Genomic DNA, 23,712 nt, shown 5'->3' on the forward strand with positions numbered 1-23,712 from the left:
TTATGAACGATCTTTGACAGTTTCGCCGGCACGGGTACAGCCGGTTGAACCGCTCCGAAAAAGGGAGTAAACTTGAGTTAACGCTTGCTGAATACAAGCTAGGACAGTGCGGCGTCTAGCTAACGCCTCACACTTAACCCGCCCCGCCTCCATTATTTGGAGGCGGGGCGGGTTTTTGTTGTTTGGATGAAGTTAATCAACGTTTCACTAAAGTTTGTCAACGTCTCAATGAACATCGTCAACGTTTTCCGGCAAAACCGGGTTTTCAGTCAAAAAACGAGAACGGGAACAGCCGGATCGGTCCGCCGTCTTTTGTGTCTTTCGAGCGTTCCTGCCGGAGAGTCGGGTCCGTGCAGAGTTTCCGCGGCACATTCCGTTCCTTGACGTAGACGAGGCGCTGCTTGCCGCATCCATCGACGGCGAGCCCGCCGGTCTCGACGTCGACGATGACTCCGGTGACGCCTTCCGGCTGGGCAAACGGCTTTGGAGGCAGGCCGGCATGGGCGTTTTCCATGAACTCGATCCACATCTTCTTCGCAGCCATCTTGTCGCTGTTTTCGGTGAGCCGGCGCCCTTCATCAAATCCGGCCCAGATGCCGGCGGTCAGGCTCGTGGAGAAACCGATCAGGTACTGGTCGGAAAGCGTCGTCCCTGACTTTGCCGCATACGGACGCGTCTGGCCCGGCCGCATCGACAGGCCTGTCGCAGGGGTATAGTCGCTGAAGACGGGGTCGAACATGCCGGTCATCATCTGGGTCAGGACATAGGCATCTGCCGGATCCAGAACTTCCCGGGTCTCCTTATCCTCCTCGGCGCTCCGGTAGACGGTTTCGCCTGAGGCATCCGTGATTGACTGGATGGTCGTCGGAATGACCCGCTTCCCGCCGGAAGCGATCCGGTTGTAGGCACCTGTCATCTCATAGAGGGTGACCTCGGTCGTACCGAGCGCGGTCGCCGGCGCTTCGACGAAGTTTCCGGTGATGCCGAGGCGTGCCGCCATATCCTTGAACGGCTTGTAGCCGATTTCCTCGAGTGTCTTGACCGCAAATATATTGTCTGAGATGGCAAGCGCCTGGGCAAGAGAAATCGGCCGTTCTGCAAATTTGCCGTTGACGTTCTGGGGCTCGTATTCCTGGCGACCGTCGTCGAAAGTGAAAACGGTCGGCTCGCTTTTCAGGAAGGTGAGCGGCGTGAATCCCTGTTCGAGCGCAGCGGCATACAGCACCGGCTTCATCGCGGAACCGGATTGGCGCTCCGCCTGGGTGACCCGGTTAAAGGGGCTCGCCGCATAATCCCGGCCGCCGATCAGGGAAGTGATCTGTCCGCTTTCCGGCTCCATCGTGACGAATCCGAACTGGAGCCCGTTATCGGGCATCCATTTATCCGCTGCGGCTTCCGCCGTTTTCTGATGGAACGGGTCGAGTGTCGTCCGGATCGTCCAGCCGCCTTCCGCGATGTCGCGTCCCGCTTCATCCAGCCGTTTTTCGGCCTCCCGCCATACCTCGTCCAGGAAGTACGGGGCGACTTTTTCGCCCGCATCCCACTGGTCGTGCTTCAGTGCAATCCGCTGGTTCAGGGCATGGTCCGCCTGATCACGCGTCACGTACCCTTCACGCACCATCGCATTGAGGATGACTTTCTGGCGTCCCGCGGCCGCCTCCGGATTGTTGACAGGGGAGTAGACGGACGGCCCCTTCGGCACTGCGGCAAGCAATGTCGCTTCAGCCAGCGTCAGGTCCTTCGCTTCCTTGCCGAAGAAGAACTTGCTTGCCGCCTCGGCACCGTACATGCCGTGGCCGAAATAAACCGTGTTCAGATAGCCTTCGAGAATCGTGTCCTTGTCGTAGAACGTTTCGATCCTTCTGGCGTAGACGGCCTCGTTGATCTTCCGGGTCCAGGTTTTCTGGTGGGTAAGGAACAGGTTTCGGGCATACTGCTGGGTGATCGTGCTCGCGCCTTCCGCCTTGCGGAACGATTTCACATCCTTCAGCACGGCTGAGGCAATCCGGGAATAGTCGAACCCTTTATGCTCGTAAAAGTCCTTGTCTTCGACAGCGACGAACGCATCTGTAAGAAACGGGGACATGTCATCCAGGGAAGCCCAGTACCGGCGCTCGCCCGAATGCCGGTCGCCGATCGGATCGCCGTTGCGGTCGAGGAAGACGGTCGCGTTCGGCACCTTCAGTGAAGGGGGGCCGGCCGAATGGATATAGATGAGGAGCGCTCCGTACATGACCAGCCCGGCCACGCTGAGGCTCAGGGAAAGAAGCAGCAGCCGTTTCACGAGCGTCCGCCGTTTCCGCTTCCGTTTGAAATGTGCCCGTTTCACCGCAATCCCGCCTTTCGTGCGCTTTTCCGCAAGTATGTGCAGACAGGCAGCGTTTCATCCGGCGGATTTAGGAGAGTTTTGGCTTCTGGACAATCGTCGGGATTCATGAAAAAACAGTTGCAACGAATGCCGGTGGCCGTATAATGAAGCTTAGTTTCGTGAAGGCCGGGAATACAGGCAGTGCGGGACGTTTCCCTTTAATGAAGGAGGAATGCAGCCCATGGCAGGGTTATGGTATACAGAAAAACAGACGGACAACTTTGGAATTACGATGAAGATCAAGCAGACGCTGCATGTTGAACAGACGGATTTCCAGCTGCTGGAGATGGCAGAGACGGAAGAGTGGGGGAACATGCTGTTCCTCGACGGCATGGTGATGACCTCTGAGCGTGATGAATTCGTTTACCACGAGATGGTCGCACACGTGCCGCTGTTCACCCATCCGGACCCGAAAAAGGTGCTGGTCGTCGGCGGCGGCGACGGCGGCGTGATCCGCGAAGTGCTGAAGCATCCGCAGGTCGAAAAGGCGGTTCTCGTCGACATCGACGGGAAAGTCATCGAGTACTCGAAAAAGTACCTGCCGTCGATCGCGGGCAAGCTCGAGGACCCGCGCGTGGACGTCCGTGTCGGCGACGGCTTCATGCATATCGCCGAGTCCGAAAACGAATATGATGTCATCATGGTCGATTCGACGGAGCCCGTCGGCCCTGCGGTCAACCTGTTTACGAAAGGTTTTTACGCGGGCATCTCAAAGGCGCTGAAGGAGGACGGCCTGTTCGTCGCGCAAAGCGACAACCCTTGGTTCAAGGCCGATCTGATCCGCCAGGTACTGAAGGACGTCCGGGAAATCTTCCCGGTCACCCGAATGTATACCGCCAACATCCCGACGTATCCGAGCGGGCTCTGGTGCTTCACGCTCGGCTCGAAAAAGCATGACCCGCTCGAAGTGAAGGAAGAGCGGTTCCATGAGATCGACACGAAATACTACACGAGTGAACTGCACCGGGCAGCTTTCGTATTGCCGAAATTCGTCCGTGACCTGGCGGAAGGAGAAGGCGAATGAAGTTCGATGAAGCATACTCAGGCAATGTGTTCATCAAAAGCGCCGACAGCTACAATGAGGCCGATGCGGTCATCTACGGGATGCCGATGGACTGGACGGTCAGCTGGCGCCCGGGCTCCAGGTTCGGCCCCGCGCGTATCCGCGAGGCATCGGTCGGGCTTGAGGAATACAGCCCGTATCTGGACCGGGAACTGGATGACATCCGCTATTATGATGCGGGGGACATCCCGCTTCCGTTCGGCAACGCCGGAAAATCCCTCGACCTGATTGCCGGATTTGTCCGGCAGCTGCTGGCTGACGGAAAGATCCCTGCGGGGATGGGCGGCGAGCACCTCGTGTCACTCCCGGTCATGAAGGAAGTGGCGGCCGTGCATGAGGATCTCGCCATCATCCACATTGATGCACACACCGATCTCCGTACAGAGTATGAGGGGGAGGAGCATTCCCACTCGACGCCGATCCGCAAGATTGCCGACATCATCGGCCCTCGCAATGTGCATTCGTTCGGGATCCGTTCCGGGATGAAGGAAGAGTTCGAATGGGCGCGGGAGAACGGCATGCACATCTCGAAGTTCGACGTGCTCGAGCCGCTTAAAGAAGTGCTTCCCTCACTCTCCGGCCGGCCTGTCTACGTGACGATCGATATCGACGTCCTGGATCCCGCCCATGCGCCTGGCACGGGCACGGTCGACTGCGGCGGCATCACGTCCCGCGAGCTGCTCGCGTCGATCCATGAAATCGCACGCTCCGGTGTCCGGGTCGCCGGCTTTGACCTGGTCGAAGTCGCACCTGTCTACGACCCGTCGGAACAGACGGTCAATACGGCTAGCAAGCTGTTCCGGGAAATGCTGCTCGGGTTTGTGAAATAATTGAAAAGGTGATGCGCCAGGGAAATCCGCGCATCACCTTTTGTGTTGGATGGATATTTAGCTGACGGGCTGAGTGGTTCCGTGGACCGCAACCCGGTTTCGTCCGCTGTTTTTCGCCCGGTAAAGAGCCTCGTCGGCAAGTTCGTACAGCTCCTTCGTGCCGGCGGCATCCTCCGGGTGGGCGGAGACGCCGAGCGAGACGGTGACGGTGAGGGAAAGCCCGCTGTCCAGGATAAACGGGTTGTCGCCGACAGCCCGCCGGATGCTCTCTGCAGCTGCTGCAGCCTCCTGTTTGTCCGTCCCGGGCAGAAGGGCGGAAAATTCCTCCCCGCCGTTTCTCGAGAGGATGGCGCCTTCCGGGAGACGGAAATTCTTCAGACGAAAAGCCAGTTCCCGAAGCACCTCGTCTCCTGCCGGGTGGCCATATGTGTCATTGACGGACTTGAAGCGGTCAATGTCGAGCAGAATCAGGGAAACCGGCCGATCGCCTGTGAGGAGCGCCTCCGATAATTCGCCGAAGGTACGGCTGTTGTGCAGACCCGTCAGATAGTCGGTACGGGACAATCGCTCGATACCGGAAAGCTTTTTGAAATGGCCGGACAGTTCGGCAAGGATAAACGTGATCGTGAAAAAGGAGATATAGGAATAGAGGGCAAAAATAGAGACGTTCATGACCATATTTGAACCTGCCGGTAATAGATAAATGATGACGAGGCCGGTCTGTACCGCCGCATAATGGAACACGAAGCGTGCCGTCCGGAATGATGCTCCCCGCCACATGAAAATCAGGGCCGCGACCGCTCCGATCAGCAGGGTGTTGCTTCCTGCGATCAGCGCCTCCCCGGAAAAACCGCCCAGCATGATGCGGTCGATGCCGATGATGAGGGCGGAAATCAGCGGCGAAGCGGGACCCCCGAACACACCGGACAGGATAATCACCGGGAGACGGGCGTCAACGATCACGCCGTCCGAGATGGTGACGGATGCGCCAAGCAGGAATAGCCCGGTGACGCCCGCCATCATTCCGATCAGGATGGGATGAAGCCGCGGAAAGGGAATCCGGAACCGGACCCTGTCCTGGAATGGCCAATAGCTGAGCACAGAGAATGTGAAGAGGATACAAAAATTGATCGCGAGCTGGTAGAACATGGACATCCCTCCGTTGGCACGATTATACCAATTTGCGGGATATTCGTGGACAGCAGATGGAAATTCTTTTCCGCTCACAGCTGTATAGCCGGCTTCCGTTGAAATCCCCCACCCGTGCGGGATATAATAGGGAAATGACTATGAACGGGGGCATCCAGATGAACATACCCGAGGAAGGAAGGGCGGTCAGCATCCGCCTCGTCACGACGGTCCGCCAGCCGGGCGAGAAGCCGTTCCGGAACTTCATCCGGGCGGAGGGCCAACTGATCGAAAAAGCGGGCAGGTTCTATCTCAGTTTCGAAGAGAACATGGACGGCCACGGTGTCCGGACGATGGTCCGCATGGGACATGATGAGGGCCTCATCATGCGGAACGGCGACGTTTCGATGCGGCTTCCCCTCGTCCCGGGCGAACGGCGGGAAGGCCGCTACGCGAGCGGCGGCGTGGAACTTCCGCTGACGGTCAAAACCGATTCGGTCCGCTATGAACCGGGATCCGACGGGCGGTTTTCGGCCGCATATGACCTGCTGTCCGGCAGCGAGACTGTCGGCACCTATGATGTGGAATTTACTTATTCGGAGGGAAAAGCATGAGCACAGTGGAACAGATCAAACAGCAGCTGAAAGACGCGCTCGGCAGCGCGGTGGAAAAGGCGGGCCTCACGGAAGGCGCAGACGTGCCGGATGTGATGCTCGAGACGCCGAAAAACAAGGAAAACGGCGACTACGCAACCAATATCGCGATGCAGCTGACGAAAATCGCGAAAAAGCCGCCGCGCGCCATCGCTGAAGCGATTCTCGGCAACCTGGACACCGACGGTACCCCGATCAAATCGGTCGATATCGCCGGCCCGGGCTTTATCAACATCACCGTCAAAACCGACTACCTTGGTGATGTCGTAAAGGACGTGCTGGAGAAAGGCGAGAACTTCGGACGCAGCGATGCGGGCGGCAGCGAGAAGATCCAGGTCGAGTTCGTCTCGGCGAACCCGACGGGCGATCTTCACCTCGGCCATGGCCGGGGCGCATCAATCGGTGACGCGCTCTGCAATGTGCTCGATTATGCAGGCTATGATGTTTCCCGCGAATACTACATCAATGATGCCGGCAATCAGATCAACAACCTGGCTTTGTCGATCGAGGCCCGCTATTTCCAGGCACTCGGCGAGGAGCGCGAGATGCCGGAAGACGGCTATCACGGCAAGGATGTCATCGAGATCGCCAATGCGCTTGCGCAGGAGCACGGAGACAAGTTCGCCAAGATGCCGGAAGAAGAGCGGTTCCAGTGGTTCCGCAAGCATGGACTCGGCATCGAACTGGACAAGATCAAGAAGGACCTGGCCGACTTCCGCGTGTCGTTTGACAACTGGTTCTCGGAATCGACGCTTTATGGATCCGGAAAGATCGATGCAGCACTCGATAAGCTCAAGGAAAACGGCCATGTCTACGAGGAGGACGGTGCCACCTGGTTCCGCTCGACGACATTCGGCGACGACAAGGACCGCGTCCTCATCAAGCAGGACGGCTCCTACACCTACCTGACTCCGGACATCGCCTATCACGAGGACAAGCTCCAGCGCGGCTTCGACAAGCTGATCAACATCTGGGGAGCCGACCATCATGGCTACATCCCTCGCATGAAGGCGGCGATCGAGGCGCTCGGCTACGACAAGGATACGCTTGAAGTGCTCGTTTCCCAGATGGTCCAGCTGTACAAAGACGGAGAAAAGTTCAAGATGAGCAAGCGGACAGGCAAGGCAGTCACGCTGCGCGAGCTCGTCGATATGGTCGGCCTGGATGCAGTCCGCTACTTCTTCATCATGCGCTCCGGCGACTCGCAGATGGACTTTGACCTCGATCTCGCAGTGTCCCAGTCCAATGAAAACCCGGTTTACTACGCGCAGTATGCGCACGCCCGGATCTGCTCAATTCTCCGCCAGGCGGATGATGCAGGGCTGTTCCGCTCGGAAGAAAATGTCGGATTGCTCCAGGACAGCGAAAAGGCGATCGATCTCATGAAGAAGATCGGCGACTTCCCCCAGGTTGTCGCGGACGCGGCGAAGCTTCGTGCACCGCACCGGATTGCCACCTATATCCAGGAGCTGGCATCGGCATTCCATACGTTCTACTCGACCGACAAAGTCGTCGACCCGGACAACAAGGAGCTGTCGGAAGCGCGCCTTGCGCTCGTCACGGCAACCCGCACGACCGTTGCAAACGCACTTCGCCTGATCGGCGTCGCCGCACCGGAGCGGATGTAAGATCATGATGACCGGCCCTCTCAGCATCGGCTGAGGGGGCCTTTTTATAGGTGAAACGTTGGTGATATTCATTGAGACGTTGATTAACTTTACCGAAACGTTGATTAACGACGGTTCCCGGATGCCCTCGACAAAACCGGCACCGTCTGATTAAATAAAGTAGGAATTGAATATCCGGCACAAGCTTGTGCCGGATGACGCTGAGGTGCCCCAACTCGGGGGTAAAAGGGAAGCCGGTGAAAATCCGGCACGGTCCCGCCACTGTGAGCGGCTTGAAAGCCGCAAGTCAGGAAACCTGCCTCAGCCGAAAACACCCGAAAGCGCCTGCGAGGACAGGCCGGTGTGGAACGGTGCCTGCTGTTGCAGGATGCGGCTGTTTTTCCGCATGTCCGTCCTGCCGGCATTTCTGCCCCCGCCACGCGCGGGGGTTTTTTCTGTTCCATACATAAAAGGTAGGGGGAATCGGATTTGGATAAGAAGTGGTTAAGATGGCTTGCCGCACCGGCTGTGGCACTGATGCTTGCAGCGTGCGGCGGCGGTGAGGAATCGGCTGACAAGCCTGCGGACCAGCAAGAAGAAGGAACAGGCCAGGAATCGGCGGAGCAGGCGGCATTCCCGGTGACGATGACCGATGCGGTCGGCAATGAAATTACACTTGAGGAAGAACCGGATGCCATCGTCTCGATGATCCCGAGCAATACGGAAATCCTGTTTGCCGTAGGCGCAGGCGACGCGGTTGTGGGAGTAGGAGATTTTGACGATTATCCGGCGGAAGCACAGGAGATCGAGAAGATCGGCGGGTTGGAATTCAATGTGGAGAAGATCCTGTCCCTTGACCCTGATCTTGTGCTTGCACACGGATCCGCAATGGGCACCCATGAAGCAGGCCTTCAGCAGCTCCGTGATGCGGGTGTGACTGTGTTTGTCGTCGAAGAGGCGCAAGACTTTGAAACAGCGTATGAAACCATCGAACAGATCGGCGAACTCACCGGAAACTCCGAAGAAGCGGCCGATGTCGTGGATGAGATGCAGTCTAAAGTAAATGAGATCGTCGGGGCGACGGAAGGGATGGAGCCGAAGAAAGTGTTCGCGGAAACCTCGCCTGCTCCTGAAATCTATACACCGGGCGGCGGAACGTTCACGGACGAGATGCTCGGAATGATCGGTGCGGAAAACGCGGCCGGAGACCAGGAAGGCTGGGTCATGATGGACCCTGAAGAAATCATCAGCCGGAACCCGGATGTCATTCTGGTGATGTACAGCTATATGGAAGGGGCAGTTGACGGAGTCAAAGCCCGCGAAGGATACGGAACGGTCAGCGCGGTGAAGAATGACGCGGTTGTCCAGGTGGACGAGAACATCACGAGCCGCCCGGGACCGCGTCTGGCAGACGGGCTGGAAGCCATCGCGAAAGCAGTCTACCCGGAAGCGTTTGAAGGAGGAAATGAATAAGGCGGTACCCGCCTATGCGGTTTCGTTTGCAATCTTCCTGGCCGCTGCATGGGCGGGCGTATCGATCGGGTCGGTCGACATCCCGCTGCGCGCGCTTTGGGGAGAAGGGGACGAGATCGCGGTCAATATTCTCTGGAATATCCGTTTGCCGAGAGTGGTGCTCGCAGGCCTGGTCGGTGCGGCACTGGCAATTGCGGGTGCAGCATTCCAGGGCCTGTTCCAGAATCCGCTTGCCGATCCCTACACGCTGGGGATTTCCTCCGGTGCTTCTGTCGGTGCCGTTGTGACGCTGTTTTTCGGAATCTCCATCCCGGTGCTGGGCCTCTTCACGCTTCCCGTCTTCAGCATGGCCGGCGGGGCGATCACGATGTTCCTCGTCATTGCCTTTGCCCGCATGGTGGACAGAGGGATGAAGATGGAGACCCTCATCCTGACGGGGATCATTTTCAGCTCATTTCTCGGATCGGTGCTGTCTCTCATGATAGCAATGACAGGCGATGAACTGAGACAGATCATCGGCTGGCTGCTCGGCAGCGTGTCGATGAGGGGCTGGCCCTATGTCAGGATGATCTGGCCGTTCATATTGGTAGGCGCTGTCCTCCTTTATCTGAACAGGCGGGAGCTGAATGCCTTGCTGTTCGGGGAAGAACGGGCCCACCACCTCGGCGTCGATGTCGCCAGGAGGAAAATGATGATCCTCGCCGGCGGATCCGTATTGACGGGAGCGGCTGTTGCGGTGTCGGGGACGATCGGCTTTATCGGCCTGGTCGTGCCGCATATGACACGGCTATTGTGGGGAACGGACCACCGGCATCTGCTGCCCCTTTCTTTCCTTAACGGGGCATCTCTCCTGATTATCTGCGACCTGATCGCACGGACGGTCATTTCCCCGTCCGAACTGCCGGTCGGAGTCATTACCGCACTGATCGGGGCGCCGGTATTCGCCTATATCTTCTGGCGGCAACGGAGCAGGAAGGGAGGGACGGCCCATGCTTGAGGCAGTCAGAATTCGCGGCGGATACGGGCAGGAAGATGTGATCCGCGACGTTTCGTTTTCTGCGGCGGCCGGCGAGTTTGTCGGCATTCTCGGTCCGAACGGCTGCGGGAAGTCCACTTTGATCAAGCTGATCAGCGGGCTGCTTCCGGTCCGGTCAGGTACAGTCCGGATCGGCGGGAGCGATGCTGCAGGCTTTTCCAAGAAAGAGTTCGCACGCAAGGTGGCCGTCTTGCCCCAGCTGCACCACAATGCGTTTTCCCAGACCGTCCGTGAAACGGTGGCACTCGGGCGCTATCCGCACCAGACAGGGCTGTTTCCGGGATGGAAGAATTCGGATGAGCGGGCGGTCCTCCGGGCGATGGACGCTTCAGGCATCGCCGATTTCGGAGAAAAGCGGATCGACCTTCTTTCCGGCGGGGAGCGGCAGCGCGTGTTTGTCGCACAGGCACTGGCCCAGGAAGCACCGATCCTGCTTCTTGATGAACCGACAAACCACCTTGACATTGCCCATCAGCAGCAACTGCTGGATTCGGTCAGAAACCTGGCCAAAGAACAGGGGACTGCGGTCGTCTCGATTTTCCATGACATCAACCTCGCTGCCCTTTATTGCGACAGTCTCATTCTGATGTCGGACGGGCAAATTGCAGCAGAGGGTACCCCGGATGAAGTCGTCCGGGAAGACATTATCAGTGACGTATACGGTGCCAGGGTGGACGCGCGGATCCACCCGGAAATCCCGAAACCCCAAATTCTGCTGCTTCCGGCGGGGAAGGAAAAAACGGCAGCGGAAGTGCGCGCAGCAGATTTTACGGTCACGGCCGATGAGGTCCGCTTTGAGGCGGACCGCCCCCTCCGGACGGTATCCTCCGCAGTGCTGAATGCCGGTGCAGGCTGGGCAAGGCTGTTCATCAACCGCAGGGTGGATCCGGAATACAGCACGGTCGATGTCCGGGAGGAGATGGCGGACTATGTCAGGAAAACCGGCGGCAAACCGGCGGAGACAGTGGCCATGATGACCGCCGTCCCGGTAGGACGCGCCGTCATCCGGGATTACAGGGAGGGGGATGTCCGCCTCACTGTCATGGTGACGGCAGCCACCGGCCATGCACTGGATGCTTCAGTGCGTCAGCCTTCACGGTGTGAATGGCGTCCGGGTACCATCAACACTTGGGTGATGATCAACGGCCGCCTGCCGGACGAAGCCTTTGTCCAGGCGCTGGTCACGGCAACCGAGGCGAAATCTGCCGTGCTGAACCGGATGGGGATCCGGGATCCGGAAACCGGCACTCCCGCAACCGGCACGGCGACCGACAGCCTGCTTATTGCGGCGACCCAATCCGGCCCGGACCTTCCGTATGCAGGGCCGCTCACGCAGCTTGGGGCCCTCATCGGCCGGGCAGTCGGCGAGTGTACGGAAGAAGCAATCCGGAGGGAGCAGGCCCACACCGGGAAAAACACCGGAAATTCTCCGGAATACCAATAAAAAACCACATTGCAGAGGCATCCGCTTTCCCGTAAAATCGGGAACACGGATGCCTCACTTTTGTCACTCGGGACAAAATTCGAAAAATATTGTTGACTGAATGCTCATTCATTATTACACTGGAGTCATAAAGAGATGCCGGAGACGGATTGAACTTCACGATGTGAAAGCGGATTCAATACCGGCCGGTACCGGAAAGGGAGGGACCAATGTGAACCCATTGCTTATCGCCAACTGGATTCTGTTCCTGGCCGTCACTGCGTACGCGCTCGGATTGTTCACATACGTGGTCAAAACACGCATTGATTTTATCAGGCTCGGAAAGAAAGAGGAGTTTGATGCCAGGATCGATGAACGCCTGCGGGCGATCTGGACAAACGTCTTCGGACAGAAAAAACTTCTGAAGGACAAGAAGAGCGGGACGATCCACGTCATGTTCTTCTACGGATTCCTTCTTGTCCAGTTCGGGGCGATCGACCTGATTTGGAAAGGGCTGAAACCGGGTTCCCACCTGCCGTTCGGGCCGGTCTATCCGTTTTTCACGTTCTTCCAGGAAATCGTCGTCTTCACGATCCTTGTTGCGGTCATCTGGGCGTTTTACCGGCGCTATGTGGAGAAGCTGGTCCGGCTCCGCCGCGGATGGAAGGCGGGACTTGTCCTGATCTTTATCGGGACACTCATGCTGTCGACGCTCGTCGCAAACGGCATGAATATGATCTGGCGCGGACATGAAACAACCTGGACGGAGCCGATGGCCTCGGCGATCGCCTCCGCATTCAGCTGGATGTCTCCGACAGCGGCGGCCGTCGTATTCTTTGCCGCATGGTGGGTGCACCTGCTGACGCTTCTTGCGTTCCTCGTGTATGTGCCGCAGTCGAAGCACGCCCATCTGATTGCGGGACCTGCAAACACGTACCTGATGCGGTTTGACCGCCGCGGCAAGCTTGCGCCGATCGACTTCACCGCGCTTGAGGAAGACGATGCGGAAGGAGAAGACGGCGAAGAAGAGATGCCGTCGATCGGCGTCGGCAAGATTGAGGACTTTACCCAGCTCCAGATGCTCGACTTCTATGCCTGCGTGGAATGCGGCCGATGCACGAACATGTGCCCGGCAACCGGCACGGGCAAGATGCTGTCGCCGATGGATCTGATCACGAAACTTCGCGACCATCTGACCAACACGGGTGCTGTCACGACCAAGCAGAAACCATGGGTGCCATCGTTCATGTTCAATGACACGAGAGGAAACCAGCTCGCGGTGGCGGCAGGCGCTGAAGGCGCGGTCATCGGTGATATCTACAGCCCGTCCCTGATCGGGGATGTCATCACGGAAGAAGAGATCTGGGCGTGCACCACTTGCCGGAACTGTGAAGACCAGTGCCCGGTCATGAACGAACACGTCGACAAAATCATCGATCTCCGCCGCTACCTCGTCATGACGGAAGGCCGCATGGACGCGGATGCACAGCGCGCGATGACGAACATCGAACGCCAGGGCAACCCTTGGGGCCTCAACCGGAAGGAAAAGGAGAACTGGCGCGATGCCCGTCCGGACCTCCACATCCCAACGGTCAAGGAAGCCAAGAAATCTGCCGAAGACTTCGAGTACCTTCTCTGGGTCGGCTCGATGGGTGCATTCGACAACCGTTCCCAGAAGATCGCTTTGTCGTTTGCCCACCTTCTGAACGAAGCCGGCGTGAAATTCGCCATCCTCGGAAACAAAGAGAAAAACTCCGGCGATACGCCTCGCCGCCTCGGAAACGAATTCCTGTTCCAGGAGCTGGCCGAAGCGAATATCAAGGAGTTTGAAAAGAATGGCGTGAAGAAGATCATCACGATCGACCCGCATGCCTACAACATCTTCAAGAACGAGTATCCGGACTTCGGCTACCAGGCCATCGTCTACCACCATACCGAGTTTCTGCATAAGCTTCTGATGGAGGGCAGGCTCAAACCGAAATACGCGGTCAACGAGAAAATCACCTTCCACGACTCCTGCTACCTCGGGCGCTACAACGACGTCTACGATGCGCCGCGTGAGATCCTGAAGTCCATCCCGGGCGTCGAGCTTGTCGAGATGGCCCGGAACCGCGAGGATGCCATGTGCTGCGGCGCGGGCGGCGGCCTCATGTGGATGGAGGAAGACAAGGGCCACCGGATCAACGTCGCACGGACCGAACAGGCGCTGGAAGTCAATCCTTCCGTCATCTCATCCGCCTGCCCATACTGCCTGACGATGATTTCGGACGGCACGAAGGCGGTCGAAGTGGAGGACAAGGTCGGCACGTATGACGTCGCGGAACTCCTCGAGCGCTCCATCTTCGGGGACAATCTGGAGCCGGCGGTCAAGGAAGAGGAAGAACCGATTCTCCAGTAAGCCGTTGCGGATTCTTTGAAAATTCGATACAATGAAACAAATGGAAAGGGGAGTGCCGGACACTCCCTTTTTCTCAGGATTTTTGCCGAGCGAGCGTTCAGTCACTCAAGTGACAGACGTTGCCCGGCGTTTGCTGAAACCATTATGAAAACGCTGTCAAAACCAAAAGGGGGAATTCGATCATGGCAAGAACGGCGATTCTTGGCGGGGCGCGTACACCATTCGGAAAATTCGGTGGGCTGCTTGCATCACAGACGGCAAGCGACCTCGGAGGAGTGGCGATCCGCGCGGCTCTGGAGCGGACCGGCACATCACCAGAAGAAGTGGATGAGGTCATCATGGGGACCGTCCTGCAGGGCGGTCAGGGACAGATCCCGTCCCGGCAGGCCGCGAACAAAGCAGGCATCCCATGGAAGGTGAAGACCGAGACGATCAACAAAGTCTGCGCATCCGGCATGCGTGCGGTGACGCTCGGCGACCAGCTGATCCGTCTCGGAGAGGAGCAGGTGATCGTGGCAGGCGGCATGGAGTCGATGTCGAACGCACCGTATTACATGCCGAAGGGCCGCTTCGGCCTGAAGATGGGGGATGCACCACTGATCGATGGCATGATCCATGACGGGCTGTCCTGCTCGTTCCACCCGGACCGGGTGCACATGGGTACGTACGGGAACAGCACAGCGGAAAAGATGGAGCTCACACGCGATGCCCAGGACGAATGGGCACTCCGCAGCCATGAACGCGCCGTGAAGGCGATCGATGAAGCCCTGTTTGTAGAAGAAATCGTACCGGTCGAAGTACCTGCACGAAAAGGGCAGACGATCCACGTCGGGGAAGACGAGGCGCCGCGCAGGGATACATCGCCCGAATCGCTCGCGAAGCTGAAGCCGGCATTCGGCAAGGAAGGCACGATCACGGCAGGCAACGCACCGGGAGTGAACGACGGCGCCTGCGCGCTTGTTCTCATGGACGCGGACCGTGCAAAGCAGGAAGGAAAAGACATCCTGGCGGAGATCATCGCCCACGCAGAAGTCGCCGTCGAACCGGAAAACTTTCCTCAGACACCTGGGCTTGTCATCAACGAAATCCTGGAAAAGACCGGCAAGTCTCTTGAAGAGATCGACCTGTTTGAGATCAATGAAGCGTTCGCGGCCGTCTCGCTCGCCAGCGCGAAAATCGCCGGGCTTGATCCGGAAAAAGTCAATGTCAACGGCGGTGCGGTCGCGCTAGGCCATCCGATCGGAGCGAGCGGCGCACGGATCATCCTGACACTCGCGCATGAACTAAAGCGCCGCGGCGGCGGCATCGGCATCGCAGCAATCTGCTCGGGCGGCGGCCAGGGGGATGCCGTCATGATCGAAGTACCGAAGCAGGGACAGGGGGAGTAAGCATGGAAATCAAACGCGTCATGGTCATCGGAGCCGGACAGATGGGCGGCGGCATCGCACAGGTGTGTGCACAGGCCGGGTTCGATGTGATCCTTAACGATATCAGCGAAGCAGCCTTTGAAAAAGGACTCGGTGTCATCACGAAAAACCTTTCCCGGGGAGTGGATAAGGGCCGGATGACAGAGGAAGAAAAAAATGCGGTACTCGGCCGCATCCGGAAGTCGACGGACCTTTCGGATGCAAAGGAGGCCGACCTGATCATCGAAGCGGCCGTCGAGAAAATGGAAATCAAGCAGTCGATCTTCAGGCAGCTAGACGAGCATGCACGGGAGCACGCCATTTTGTCCACGAACACCTCCGCACTGCCGATCACGGAAATCGCCGCTGTAACAAAGCGGCCGGGACAGGTGATCGGGATGCACTTTATGAACCCGGTGCCGGTCATGAAGCTGGTCGAGATCATTCGCGGGCTTGCGACCACCGACGAAACCTATCAGGCCGTCGAGGACATGACGAGGAAGCTGTCCAAGACGCCTGTCGAGGTCAACGACTATCCCGGCTTCGTCTCGAACCGTGTGCTCATGCCGATGATCAACGAAGCGATCTACACACTGTATGAAGGTGTCGCATCGAAGGAAGCGATCGACGACGTGATGAAGCTCGGCATGAACCATCCGATGGGCCCGCTCCAGCTTGCAGACTTTATCGGCCTGGACACCTGCCTGTACATTATGGAAGTGCTGCACGAAGGCTTCGGAGATCCGAAATACCGTCCGTGCCCGCTTCTTCGAAAATACGTCAACGCCGGCTGGCTCGGCAAGAAATCCGGCCGCGGGTTCTATGTCTATGAATAAGCCGGTTTGTCCGCACGGCTTTTATTAAACGAGGTGTACAGCATGGATTTTACATTCACCGAAGAACAGAAGATGATGCGCCGGATGGTGCGCGACTTTGCGAAAAACGAGGTGGAACCGTTTATCCCGAGGATGGAAGCGGGCGAGTTCCCTCGCCCGCTCCTGGAAAAGATGGGCGGGCTCGGCCTCATGGGCATCACGGTTCCTGAGGAGTATGGCGGCTCCGGGATGGACTACACGAGCTACATCATCGCCATCCATGAGCTGTCGAAGGTAAGCGCGGTCATGGGCGTGATTCTTAGCGTCCACACATCGGTCGGCATCAACCCGATCCTGAAGTTCGGCACGGAAGAGCAGAAGCGGAAGTACATTCCGAAGATGGCTTCTGGCGAGTATCTCGGCGCGTTCTGCCTCACCGAGCCGTCCTCCGGATCCGATGCAGGAGCGATGAAGACGCGGGCTGTCAAAAAAGACGGCCATTACGTCCTGAACGGTTCGAAGGTGTTTATCACAAACGGCGGAGAAGCCGATGTCTACATCGTCTTCGCCAACACCAATCCGGATGCGGGAAGCCGCGGCGTCACGGGGTTCATCGTCGAGAAGGGCACTCCGGGACTTGTCATCGGCAAGGATGAGGAGAAGATGGGCCTTCACGGTTCCCGAACCGTCCAGCTGACGTTCGAGGACATGAACGTGCCTGAGGAGAATGTGCTTGGCCGGGACGGGGAAGGTTTCAAGATTGCTCTTGCCAACCTTGATGCCGGCCGGATCGGCATTGCCGCACAGTCGCTCGGCATCGCGGAAGCCGCAACGGAAGCGGCCGTCGCCTATGCGAAGGAACGAGTGCAGTTCGGCAAGCCGATTGCGGCAAATCAGGGAGTCGGCTTCAAGCTCGCCGACATGGCGACGTCGGTCGAAGCGGCACGCCTCCTCGTCTACCAGGCAGCCGACCTGTACGGACGGGGCCTGCCGGCGGGGAAGGAAGCCTCGATGGCGAAACTGTTCGCCTCCCAGGCGGCCATGGACTGTGCCATCGAAGCCGTCCAGGTGTTCGGCGGTTACGGCTACACAGAAGACTATCCGGCGGAGCGCTACTTCCGCGACGCGAAAGTGACGCAGATCTATGAAGGCACAAGCGAGATCCAGAGGATTGTTATCAGTAAGCATCTTACGAAGTGAATGTGATGCTTACTTACTGGGCCGGGGCGGGATGAAAGATCAATAAGAGCGGCCGAAAGATCATTAAGCGTCCGCGAAAGATCAATAAGGGGCGTCGAATGATCAGCAAGCGCCGGCGAAAGATCATGAAGCGGCCGCCCCGGAAATGGACAAAAGTACACGAACGCGCACCCGGACCTCCAGGGCGCACACTATACAAACAACGGCCCGGCCGATTGACCGAAAGGTGGAAGACGAAAATGAACTTTAAACTGTCCGAAGAACATGAAATGATCCGGAAAATGGTACGCGACTTTGCAGAGAAGGATATCGCACCGACCGCTGCAGAGCGTGACGAGGAAGAGCGCTTCGACGTCGAGCTTTTCCATAAGATGGCCGAACTCGGCCTGACGGGCATTCCATGGCCGGAAGAGTACGGCGGCATCGGCTCCGACTTCCTCGCGTATGTGATCGCGGTCGAGGAGCTTTCCCGCGTGGATGCGTCGGCGGGCGTCGTCCTGTCCGCGCATACGTCGCTTGCCGGCTGGCCGGTCTATAAATACGGCTCGGAAGAGCAGAAGCAGAAATACCTCCGCCCGATGGCGGAAGGCTCGAAGATCGGTGCCTACTGCCTGACGGAGGCGGGCTCCGGGTCTGACGCGGGCGGCATGAAGACGACCGCGAAAAAAGACGGCGACCACTACATCCTGAACGGCTCGAAGATGTTCATCACAAACGGCGGCATTGCGGACACGTATATCGTGTTCGCGGTCACTGATCCTTCCTCGAAGCACAAGGGCACGAGCGCGTTCATCGTAGAAAAGGACTTTGAAGGCTTCTCCGTCGGCAAAAAGGAGAAAAAGCTCGGCATCCGTTCGTCCCCGACAACGGAAGTCATCTTCGACAACTGCAAGGTCCCTGCCGAAAACCTCCTGGGCGAAGAGGGCCAGGGCTTCATCATCGCGATGAAGACGCTGGACGGCGGCCGGAACGGCATCGCGGCACAGGCAGTCGGCATCGCGCAGGGTGCGCTTGACCACTCGGTTGCCTACGCGAAGGAGCGCGAGCAGTTCGGCAAGCCGATCGCGGCAAACCAGGGCATCGGATTTAAGCTTGCCGACATGGCGACTTCGATTGAGGCGTCCCGTCTTCTCACTTATCAGGCGGCCTGGCTCGAGTCGAACGGCCACCCGTACGGCAAAGAGTCCGCAATGGCAAAACTCATGGCGGGCGACACCGCGATGAAGGTGACGACGGAAGCGGTCCAGGTGTACGGCGGATACGGCTACACGAAGGACTATCCGGTCGAGCGATTCATGCGTGACGCGAAAATCACGCAGATCTATGAGGGCACGCAAGAGATCCAGCGCCTCGTCATCTCCCGCATGCTGACGAAATGACCGGCAAGAAAACGTCGGTGCGCCATGAGGTCAAGTCGTCGGTAAAAGACGAGTCACTGATCGAGAAGCGCCGCGACCAGATGATCCGCGGAGCGGTGAAGCTGTTCAGGGAGAAGGGGTTCCACCGCACGACCACGCGGGAAATCGCAAAGGAAGCGGGCTTCAGCATCGGCACGCTCTATGAATATATCCGGACAAAGGAAGACGTCCTGTATCTGGTGTGCGACCGCATCTATGAGGAAGTCAATGACCGACTGTCCCAGCTTGCCGAAAAGCAGGGCACGGTCGACGGCCTGAAGGACGCCATCCGGCTCTATATCGAAACGATCAATGACATGGATGACGAATTCACTGTCATGTACCAGGAGACGAAGTCACTGCCGAAAACAGCGCTCAGCTATGTTCTGGAAAAGGAGCTTGAAATGGCCGGCCTGTTCGAACGGATGCTGGCCGGCTGCTCCGAAGCGGGCGAGATCAGGCTTACCGAGAAGGAAGCCCGGCTCGGCGCTCACCATATCATCGTCCAGGGGCAGATGTGGGCGTTCCGCCGCTGGGCGCTCCGCAAACAGTTCACATTAGGGGAATTCATCGAAATGCTGACGGACCAGCTGCTCCACGGGGTGGCCGGCCTTCAGCGGGAGGGGGAAGCAACATGACAACGGCACCAGTCGAAGTCTACAAGCCGGTCAACCATGTCCGGTTCGTGACGGCATCCAGCCTGTTCGACGGCCACGATGCCTCGATCAACATCATGCGCCGCATCCTGCAGTCGAGCGGGGCGGAAGTGATCCATCTCGGCCATAACCGCTCGGTCGAGGAAGTCGTCAATGCGGCCATCCAGGAAGACGTGCAGGGCATCGCGATCTCTTCCTACCAGGGCGGCCACGTCGAATATTTCAAGTACATGCATGATCTCCTGAAGGAAAAAGGCGCGCCGCATATCCGCATCTACGGCGGCGGGGGAGGCGTCATCATCCCGAGGGAGATCAAGGAACTCCACGACTACGGAATCTCGGGCATCTTTTCGCCGGAAGACGGTCGCCGGCTCGGCCTCCAGGGCATGATCAACGAAATGCTGAAGCAATGCGATTTCAGGACATCCGAGAAAAAGGACCTCGGCCAGCCGGAAGAGCTGACCACGGACAATGTGCCGCTCCTGTCCGGACTGATCACACTGGCTGAAGACGCCCATCTGAACCAGACTGAAGAGGCACAGAAGATGCTGGAAGCAATCCGGCAGAAGTCAAAGAACACGCCGGTCTTCGGCATCACTGGTACGGGCGGTGCAGGGAAAAGCTCCCTCACCGATGAGCTGATCCGCCGGTTCCTCCATGAGTTGCCGGACAAGAAGGTCGCCATCCTGTCAATCGACCCGACCAAGCAGAAAACAGGCGGCGCGCTCCTCGGCGACCGGATCCGCATGAACGCGATCTTCAGCGACCGGGTCTACATGCGGAGCCTGGCGACACGGGGATCCCGCTCCGAACTGTCGGGTGCCATCCGCGATGTGCTGGATGTGGTCCGTGCGGCAGGCTTTGATCTGATCATCGTCGAAACGAGCGGAATCGGGCAGGGCGATGCCGAGGTCGCGGAAATCGCGGACGCGTCGATGTACGTGATGACGAGCGAGTTCGGCGCGCCGACGCAGCTCGAGAAAATCGATATGATCGACTTCGCGGATCTGATCGCGATCAACAAGTTCGAGCGCAAAGGCTCGGAGGATGCCCTTCGCCAGGTCCAGAAGCAGTACCAGCGCAGCCGACAGCTGTGGGACCGTCAGCTTGACGAGATGCCGGTTTACGGCACGATTGCGAGCCAGTTCAACGACAAAGGCACGAACTCATTGTTCGCGGCGATCGTCGATGTCCTGAACGACAAATTCAGCCTCGGCTGGGAAACGTCCTATAAACATTCCGTCAAGACGCAGAAGCAGAACGTCATCATCCCGAATGACCGCCGCTACTACCTGCGTGAAATTACCGATACGATCCGCGACTACCACAAGCGCGCGGAACAGCAGGCCGAGCTCGGCCGGCGGCTTTTCCAGCTGGAAGGCACGCTCGCCATGATCCGCGAAAAGGGAGGGGACGAAGCGCTTGAAGGGTCCCTCCAGTCACTGATCGACGGGGTGGACAATGAACTGTCCACCGAATCAAAGCGCATCCTCGGGAACTGGGAAAGCCTGAAGGAAGCGTATTCCGGAGAAGAGTTTGTCACGAAGATCCGGGACAGGGAGATCCGCACGATCCTCCGTACGGAAAGCCTGGCAGGCCTGAAGATCCCGAAGGTCGCCCTTCCGAAGTTCAAGGACTACGGGGAGATCCTCCGCTGGGTGTATGCGGAAAACGTGCCGGGCTCATTCCCGTATACGGCGGGTGTGTTCCCGTTCAAGCGCCAGGGAGAAGACCCGAAGCGCCAGTTCGCGGGCGAAGGAACGCCGGAGCGGACCAACCGCCGGTTCCACTACCTCTCGAAGGACGACGATGCGAAGCGCCTGTCCACGGCATTCGACTCGGTCACGCTATACGGCGAAGACCCGGCATACCGTCCGGACATTTACGGCAAGGTCGGTGAGTCCGGCGTATCGGTCTGTACGCTCGATGACATGAAAAAGCTGTACGACGGTTTCGACCTGTGTGCTCCGTCGACGTCTGTCTCGATGACAATCAACGGCCCGGCGCCGATCATCCTGGCGATGTTCATGAACACTGCGATCGACCAGCAGGTGAAGAAGAAGGAAGAGGAACTGGGCCGGACCCTGACGGTGGAAGAATTCACGGAAGTCCGCGAAAAGACGCTCCAGACCGTCCGGGGCACCGTACAGGCCGACATCCTGAAGGAAGACCAGGGCCAGAACACGTGCATCTTCTCGACCGAGTTTGCGCTCCGCATGATGGGGGATATCCAGCAGTACTTTATCGATCACCAGGTCCGCAATTACTACTCGGTGTCCATCTCCGGCTACCATATCGCCGAGGCGGGGGCGAATCCGATTTCTCAGCTGGCCTTTACGCTGGCGAACGGTTTCACCTACGTGGAATATTACCTGAGCCGCGGCATGGACATCGATGACTTCGCGCCGAACCTGTCGTTCTTCTTCTCGAACGGCCTCGATCCGGAATATACGGTCATCGGCCGCGTCGCGCGCCGTATCTGGGCGATCGCGATGCGCGAGAAGTACGGCGCAAACGAACGCAGCCAGAAGCTGAAGTATCACGTCCAGACGTCGGGACGGAGCCTGCACGCGCAGGAGATCGACTTCAACGACATCCGGACGACGCTGCAGGCACTCATGGCACTGCAGGACAACTGCAACTCGCTCCATACAAACGCCTACGATGAGGCGATCACGACGCCTACAGAGGAGTCGGTGCGCCGGGCGATGGCCATCCAGATGATCATCACGAAAGAGCATGGGCTCTCGAAAAACGAGAATCCGCTCCAGGGTTCGTTCATCATCGAGGAGCTGACCGACCTCGTCGAGCAGGCCGTCCTTGCAGAATTCGACCGCCTGAATGACCGCGGAGGCGTCCTGGGAGCGATGGAAACGCAGTATCAGCGGGGCAAAATCCAGGAAGAATCGATGTACTATGAGCACCTCAAGCATTCGGGTGCACTGCCGATTGTCGGCGTCAACACCTATCTGAACCCGAATCCGCCGTCCGAGGAAGAGATCGACAACATGGAGCTCGCCCGTGCGACGAAGGAAGAGAAAGAAACACAGATCCGCAATCTGAAAACGTTCCAGGAGCGTCACGGCGACCGTACGCAGGAAGCCCTTGACCGCCTGAAAAAAGCGGCCGTCACAGGAGGAAACATCTTTGAGGCCCTCATGGATACGGTCAGGGTCGCCAGCCTCGGCCAGATCACGGCAGCCCTCTATGAAGTCGGCGGGCAATACAGAAGAAACATGTGAGCGGCAAGTGACGTCCTGATAAGAAAAAATTTCCGATGTTCCGCCTCTGCGGGACATCTATTTTTTCTTCTGTTGTATAATGTAGGAAGAAGCGCAGAGGAGGGCCTCCCGTTGAAAACGTCCCATCACGCCGCTATCATGGTGATCCTGATTATCCTGTCAATCGTCCTGTATAACCGCGGGCTGGCAGCCGTGCCGCTCATCCTGCTGTCCGCGCATCTGTTTTATTTGTTCTTTAGCGGATGGCGTACGCTCAAAAACAAAAGTTGACGGTGGCATAGCGTGAACCGGATTGTATATAATGGTGATTATGCCAACGCATGCAGAAAGGACGTGCTCCTGATGAACCTTCAAGATCTAACACAGGAACAATTAAAAGAAGAAGCCCTGATCGACCTTGCCTTCGCCCTGCTGGAGGAGCGCCGGGAGCCGATGGAGTTCCCTGCCCTTATGGCCGAGCTCGGCCGGATGATCGGCCTGTCCGAGGAAGAAACCAAGGAACGCCTCGTCCGCTTCTATACAGATATGAACATTGACGGGCGGTTCCTCGCGCTCGGTGACGGGCGCTGGGCGCTCCGGGAATGGTACCCGGTCGACAAGATCGAGGAAGAGACCGCGCCGTCGGTCAAGCCGCGCAAACGCAAGGCCAAGGCGAAAGTCGTGGAAGACGATGATGAAGAGGTCATCGAGGACGATGAGGATGTCGACTTCGATGAGGACTTTGATGAATTCGCCGACGACGATGAGGAAGAAGACTTCGAAATCGAAGATGAGGAAGAAGAGGACGTCGACGAACTCGAAGATGATGAGGAAGACGAGGATCTTCTGGACGGCGAGATTGACCTTGCCGACGAAGTCGACGACGAGGAAGAGGACGAAGAAGAAGTTTAACCTTGACGAATCATCATCACCGGTTTATGATTTAGTTCGGGCTCCTCAGTTTGAGGAGATTAAAATGTGCGTATGCGCTCCCCTGCAGAACGGTTTGCAGGGGGGCCTTTTTTGTTTTTGGGAATG

At 58.1% G+C, this 23,712-nt stretch carries 18 protein-coding genes and 1 riboswitch; of the genes, 16 read left to right on the top strand and 2 right to left on the bottom strand.

Features of this window, described 5'->3' with window-relative positions; all coding sequences use genetic code 11:
- Window positions 1-265: 265 nt before the first annotated feature.
- Window positions 266-2,329 (bottom strand): transglycosylase domain-containing protein, encoded by a 2,064-nt coding sequence (locus C772_RS00875; protein ID WP_008296602.1) that lies wholly within the window; start codon window positions 2,327-2,329, stop codon window positions 266-268.
- A gap of 220 nt (window positions 2,330-2,549) precedes the next feature.
- Here C772_RS00875 and speE point away from each other — a divergent pair, with 220 nt between their 5' ends.
- Both speE and speB read left to right on the top strand, forming a co-directional pair.
- Window positions 2,550-3,392 carry a polyamine aminopropyltransferase gene (gene speE, locus C772_RS00880; RefSeq protein WP_008296603.1) on the top strand — a complete coding sequence of 281 codons (843 nt, stop codon included), beginning with the start codon at window positions 2,550-2,552 and terminating at the stop codon, window positions 3,390-3,392.
- Complete coding sequence (gene speB / locus C772_RS00885) at window positions 3,389-4,261, top strand: agmatinase (RefSeq protein WP_008296605.1); 873 nt, start codon at window positions 3,389-3,391, stop codon at window positions 4,259-4,261. The genes speE and speB overlap by 4 nt, the downstream gene beginning before the upstream one ends.
- 57 nt (window positions 4,262-4,318) lie before the next feature.
- Here speB and C772_RS00890 read toward each other — a convergent pair whose 3' ends face one another.
- Window positions 4,319-5,410, bottom strand: a complete 1,092-nt coding sequence (locus tag C772_RS00890) for a diguanylate cyclase (RefSeq protein ID WP_008296606.1) — start codon at window positions 5,408-5,410, stop codon at window positions 4,319-4,321.
- A gap of 158 nt (window positions 5,411-5,568) precedes the next feature.
- Between C772_RS00890 and C772_RS00895 the strand changes: the two genes are divergently transcribed.
- The 14 genes from C772_RS00895 (at window position 5,569) to rpoE (ending at window position 23,586) form a co-directional block, all read left to right on the top strand.
- Entirely contained in the window at window positions 5,569-6,003 is a 435-nt protein-coding gene (locus tag C772_RS00895; protein WP_035001094.1) for a DUF1934 domain-containing protein, read from the top strand.
- Window positions 6,000-7,670 carry an arginine--tRNA ligase gene (gene argS, locus C772_RS00900; RefSeq protein WP_008296610.1) on the top strand — a complete coding sequence of 557 codons (1,671 nt, stop codon included), beginning with the start codon at window positions 6,000-6,002 and terminating at the stop codon, window positions 7,668-7,670. Before C772_RS00895 ends, argS begins: the two co-directional genes overlap by 4 nt.
- A 186-nt stretch (window positions 7,671-7,856) precedes the next feature.
- Window positions 7,857-7,987, top strand: a riboswitch (cobalamin riboswitch).
- Window positions 7,988-8,138: 151 nt separating this feature from the next.
- On the top strand, window positions 8,139-9,122 hold the full coding sequence (locus C772_RS00905; protein WP_008296612.1) for an ABC transporter substrate-binding protein: 984 nt from the start codon (window positions 8,139-8,141) through the stop codon (window positions 9,120-9,122).
- Window positions 9,115-10,119, top strand: coding sequence for a FecCD family ABC transporter permease (locus C772_RS00910; RefSeq protein ID WP_008296614.1), 1,005 nt, complete (start codon window positions 9,115-9,117; stop codon window positions 10,117-10,119). Before C772_RS00905 ends, C772_RS00910 begins: the two co-directional genes overlap by 8 nt.
- A complete protein-coding gene (locus tag C772_RS00915) occupies window positions 10,112-11,602 on the top strand; it encodes an adenosylcobinamide amidohydrolase (protein ID WP_008296616.1) in 1,491 nt (496 codons plus the stop codon). Before C772_RS00910 ends, C772_RS00915 begins: the two co-directional genes overlap by 8 nt.
- A 211-nt stretch (window positions 11,603-11,813) precedes the next feature.
- A complete protein-coding gene (locus C772_RS00920) occupies window positions 11,814-13,979 on the top strand; it encodes a (Fe-S)-binding protein (protein ID WP_008296617.1) in 2,166 nt (721 codons plus the stop codon).
- Window positions 13,980-14,161: 182 nt separating this feature from the next.
- On the top strand, window positions 14,162-15,367 hold the full coding sequence (locus C772_RS00925; protein WP_008296618.1) for an acetyl-CoA C-acetyltransferase: 1,206 nt from the start codon (window positions 14,162-14,164) through the stop codon (window positions 15,365-15,367).
- Between the two features lie 2 nt (window positions 15,368-15,369).
- On the top strand, window positions 15,370-16,221 hold the full coding sequence (locus C772_RS00930) for a 3-hydroxybutyryl-CoA dehydrogenase (protein ID WP_008296619.1): 852 nt from the start codon (window positions 15,370-15,372) through the stop codon (window positions 16,219-16,221).
- A gap of 42 nt (window positions 16,222-16,263) precedes the next feature.
- A complete protein-coding gene (locus C772_RS00935) occupies window positions 16,264-17,400 on the top strand; it encodes an acyl-CoA dehydrogenase (RefSeq protein ID WP_008296620.1) in 1,137 nt (378 codons plus the stop codon).
- A 239-nt stretch (window positions 17,401-17,639) separates the two neighbouring features.
- Entirely contained in the window at window positions 17,640-18,779 is a 1,140-nt protein-coding gene (locus C772_RS00940; RefSeq protein ID WP_008296621.1) for an acyl-CoA dehydrogenase, read from the top strand.
- Window positions 18,776-19,435, top strand: a complete 660-nt coding sequence (locus C772_RS00945; protein ID WP_008296622.1) for a TetR/AcrR family transcriptional regulator — start codon at window positions 18,776-18,778, stop codon at window positions 19,433-19,435. The genes C772_RS00940 and C772_RS00945 overlap by 4 nt, the downstream gene beginning before the upstream one ends.
- Window positions 19,432-22,695 (top strand): fused isobutyryl-CoA mutase/GTPase IcmF, encoded by a 3,264-nt coding sequence (icmF, locus tag C772_RS00950; RefSeq protein ID WP_008296623.1) that lies wholly within the window; start codon window positions 19,432-19,434, stop codon window positions 22,693-22,695. The genes C772_RS00945 and icmF overlap by 4 nt, the downstream gene beginning before the upstream one ends.
- Before the next feature lie 111 nt (window positions 22,696-22,806).
- Window positions 22,807-22,965, top strand: a complete 159-nt coding sequence (locus tag C772_RS16600; protein WP_008296624.1) for a hypothetical protein — start codon at window positions 22,807-22,809, stop codon at window positions 22,963-22,965.
- Window positions 22,966-23,037: 72 nt separating this feature from the next.
- On the top strand, window positions 23,038-23,586 hold the full coding sequence (rpoE, locus tag C772_RS00955) for a DNA-directed RNA polymerase subunit delta (protein ID WP_035001098.1): 549 nt from the start codon (window positions 23,038-23,040) through the stop codon (window positions 23,584-23,586).
- Window positions 23,587-23,712 lie beyond the last annotated feature (126 nt).

Origin of the sequence: Bhargavaea cecembensis DSE10 (assembly GCF_000348905.1) — a bacterium.
In the GTDB taxonomy this organism is placed as follows: Bacteria; Bacillota; Bacilli; order Bacillales_A; family Planococcaceae; genus Bhargavaea; species Bhargavaea cecembensis.

Coding starts and splice junctions, on each gene's coding strand:
- speE (WP_008296603.1), top strand. CDS start 2,550: ATGGCAGGGTTATGGTATACAGAAAAACAGACGGACAACTTTGGAATT.
- speB (WP_008296605.1), top strand. CDS start 3,389: ATGAAGTTCGATGAAGCATACTCAGGCAATGTGTTCATCAAAAGCGCC.
- C772_RS00890 (WP_008296606.1), bottom strand. CDS start 5,410: ATGTTCTACCAGCTCGCGATCAATTTTTGTATCCTCTTCACATTCTCT.
- C772_RS00895 (WP_035001094.1), top strand. CDS start 5,569: ATGAACATACCCGAGGAAGGAAGGGCGGTCAGCATCCGCCTCGTCACG.
- argS (WP_008296610.1), top strand. CDS start 6,000: ATGAGCACAGTGGAACAGATCAAACAGCAGCTGAAAGACGCGCTCGGC.
- C772_RS00910 (WP_008296614.1), top strand. CDS start 9,115: ATGAATAAGGCGGTACCCGCCTATGCGGTTTCGTTTGCAATCTTCCTG.
- C772_RS00915 (WP_008296616.1), top strand. CDS start 10,112: ATGCTTGAGGCAGTCAGAATTCGCGGCGGATACGGGCAGGAAGATGTG.
- C772_RS00925 (WP_008296618.1), top strand. CDS start 14,162: ATGGCAAGAACGGCGATTCTTGGCGGGGCGCGTACACCATTCGGAAAA.
- C772_RS00930 (WP_008296619.1), top strand. CDS start 15,370: ATGGAAATCAAACGCGTCATGGTCATCGGAGCCGGACAGATGGGCGGC.
- C772_RS00935 (WP_008296620.1), top strand. CDS start 16,264: ATGGATTTTACATTCACCGAAGAACAGAAGATGATGCGCCGGATGGTG.
- C772_RS00940 (WP_008296621.1), top strand. CDS start 17,640: ATGAACTTTAAACTGTCCGAAGAACATGAAATGATCCGGAAAATGGTA.
- C772_RS00945 (WP_008296622.1), top strand. CDS start 18,776: ATGACCGGCAAGAAAACGTCGGTGCGCCATGAGGTCAAGTCGTCGGTA.
- icmF (WP_008296623.1), top strand. CDS start 19,432: ATGACAACGGCACCAGTCGAAGTCTACAAGCCGGTCAACCATGTCCGG.
- rpoE (WP_035001098.1), top strand. CDS start 23,038: ATGAACCTTCAAGATCTAACACAGGAACAATTAAAAGAAGAAGCCCTG.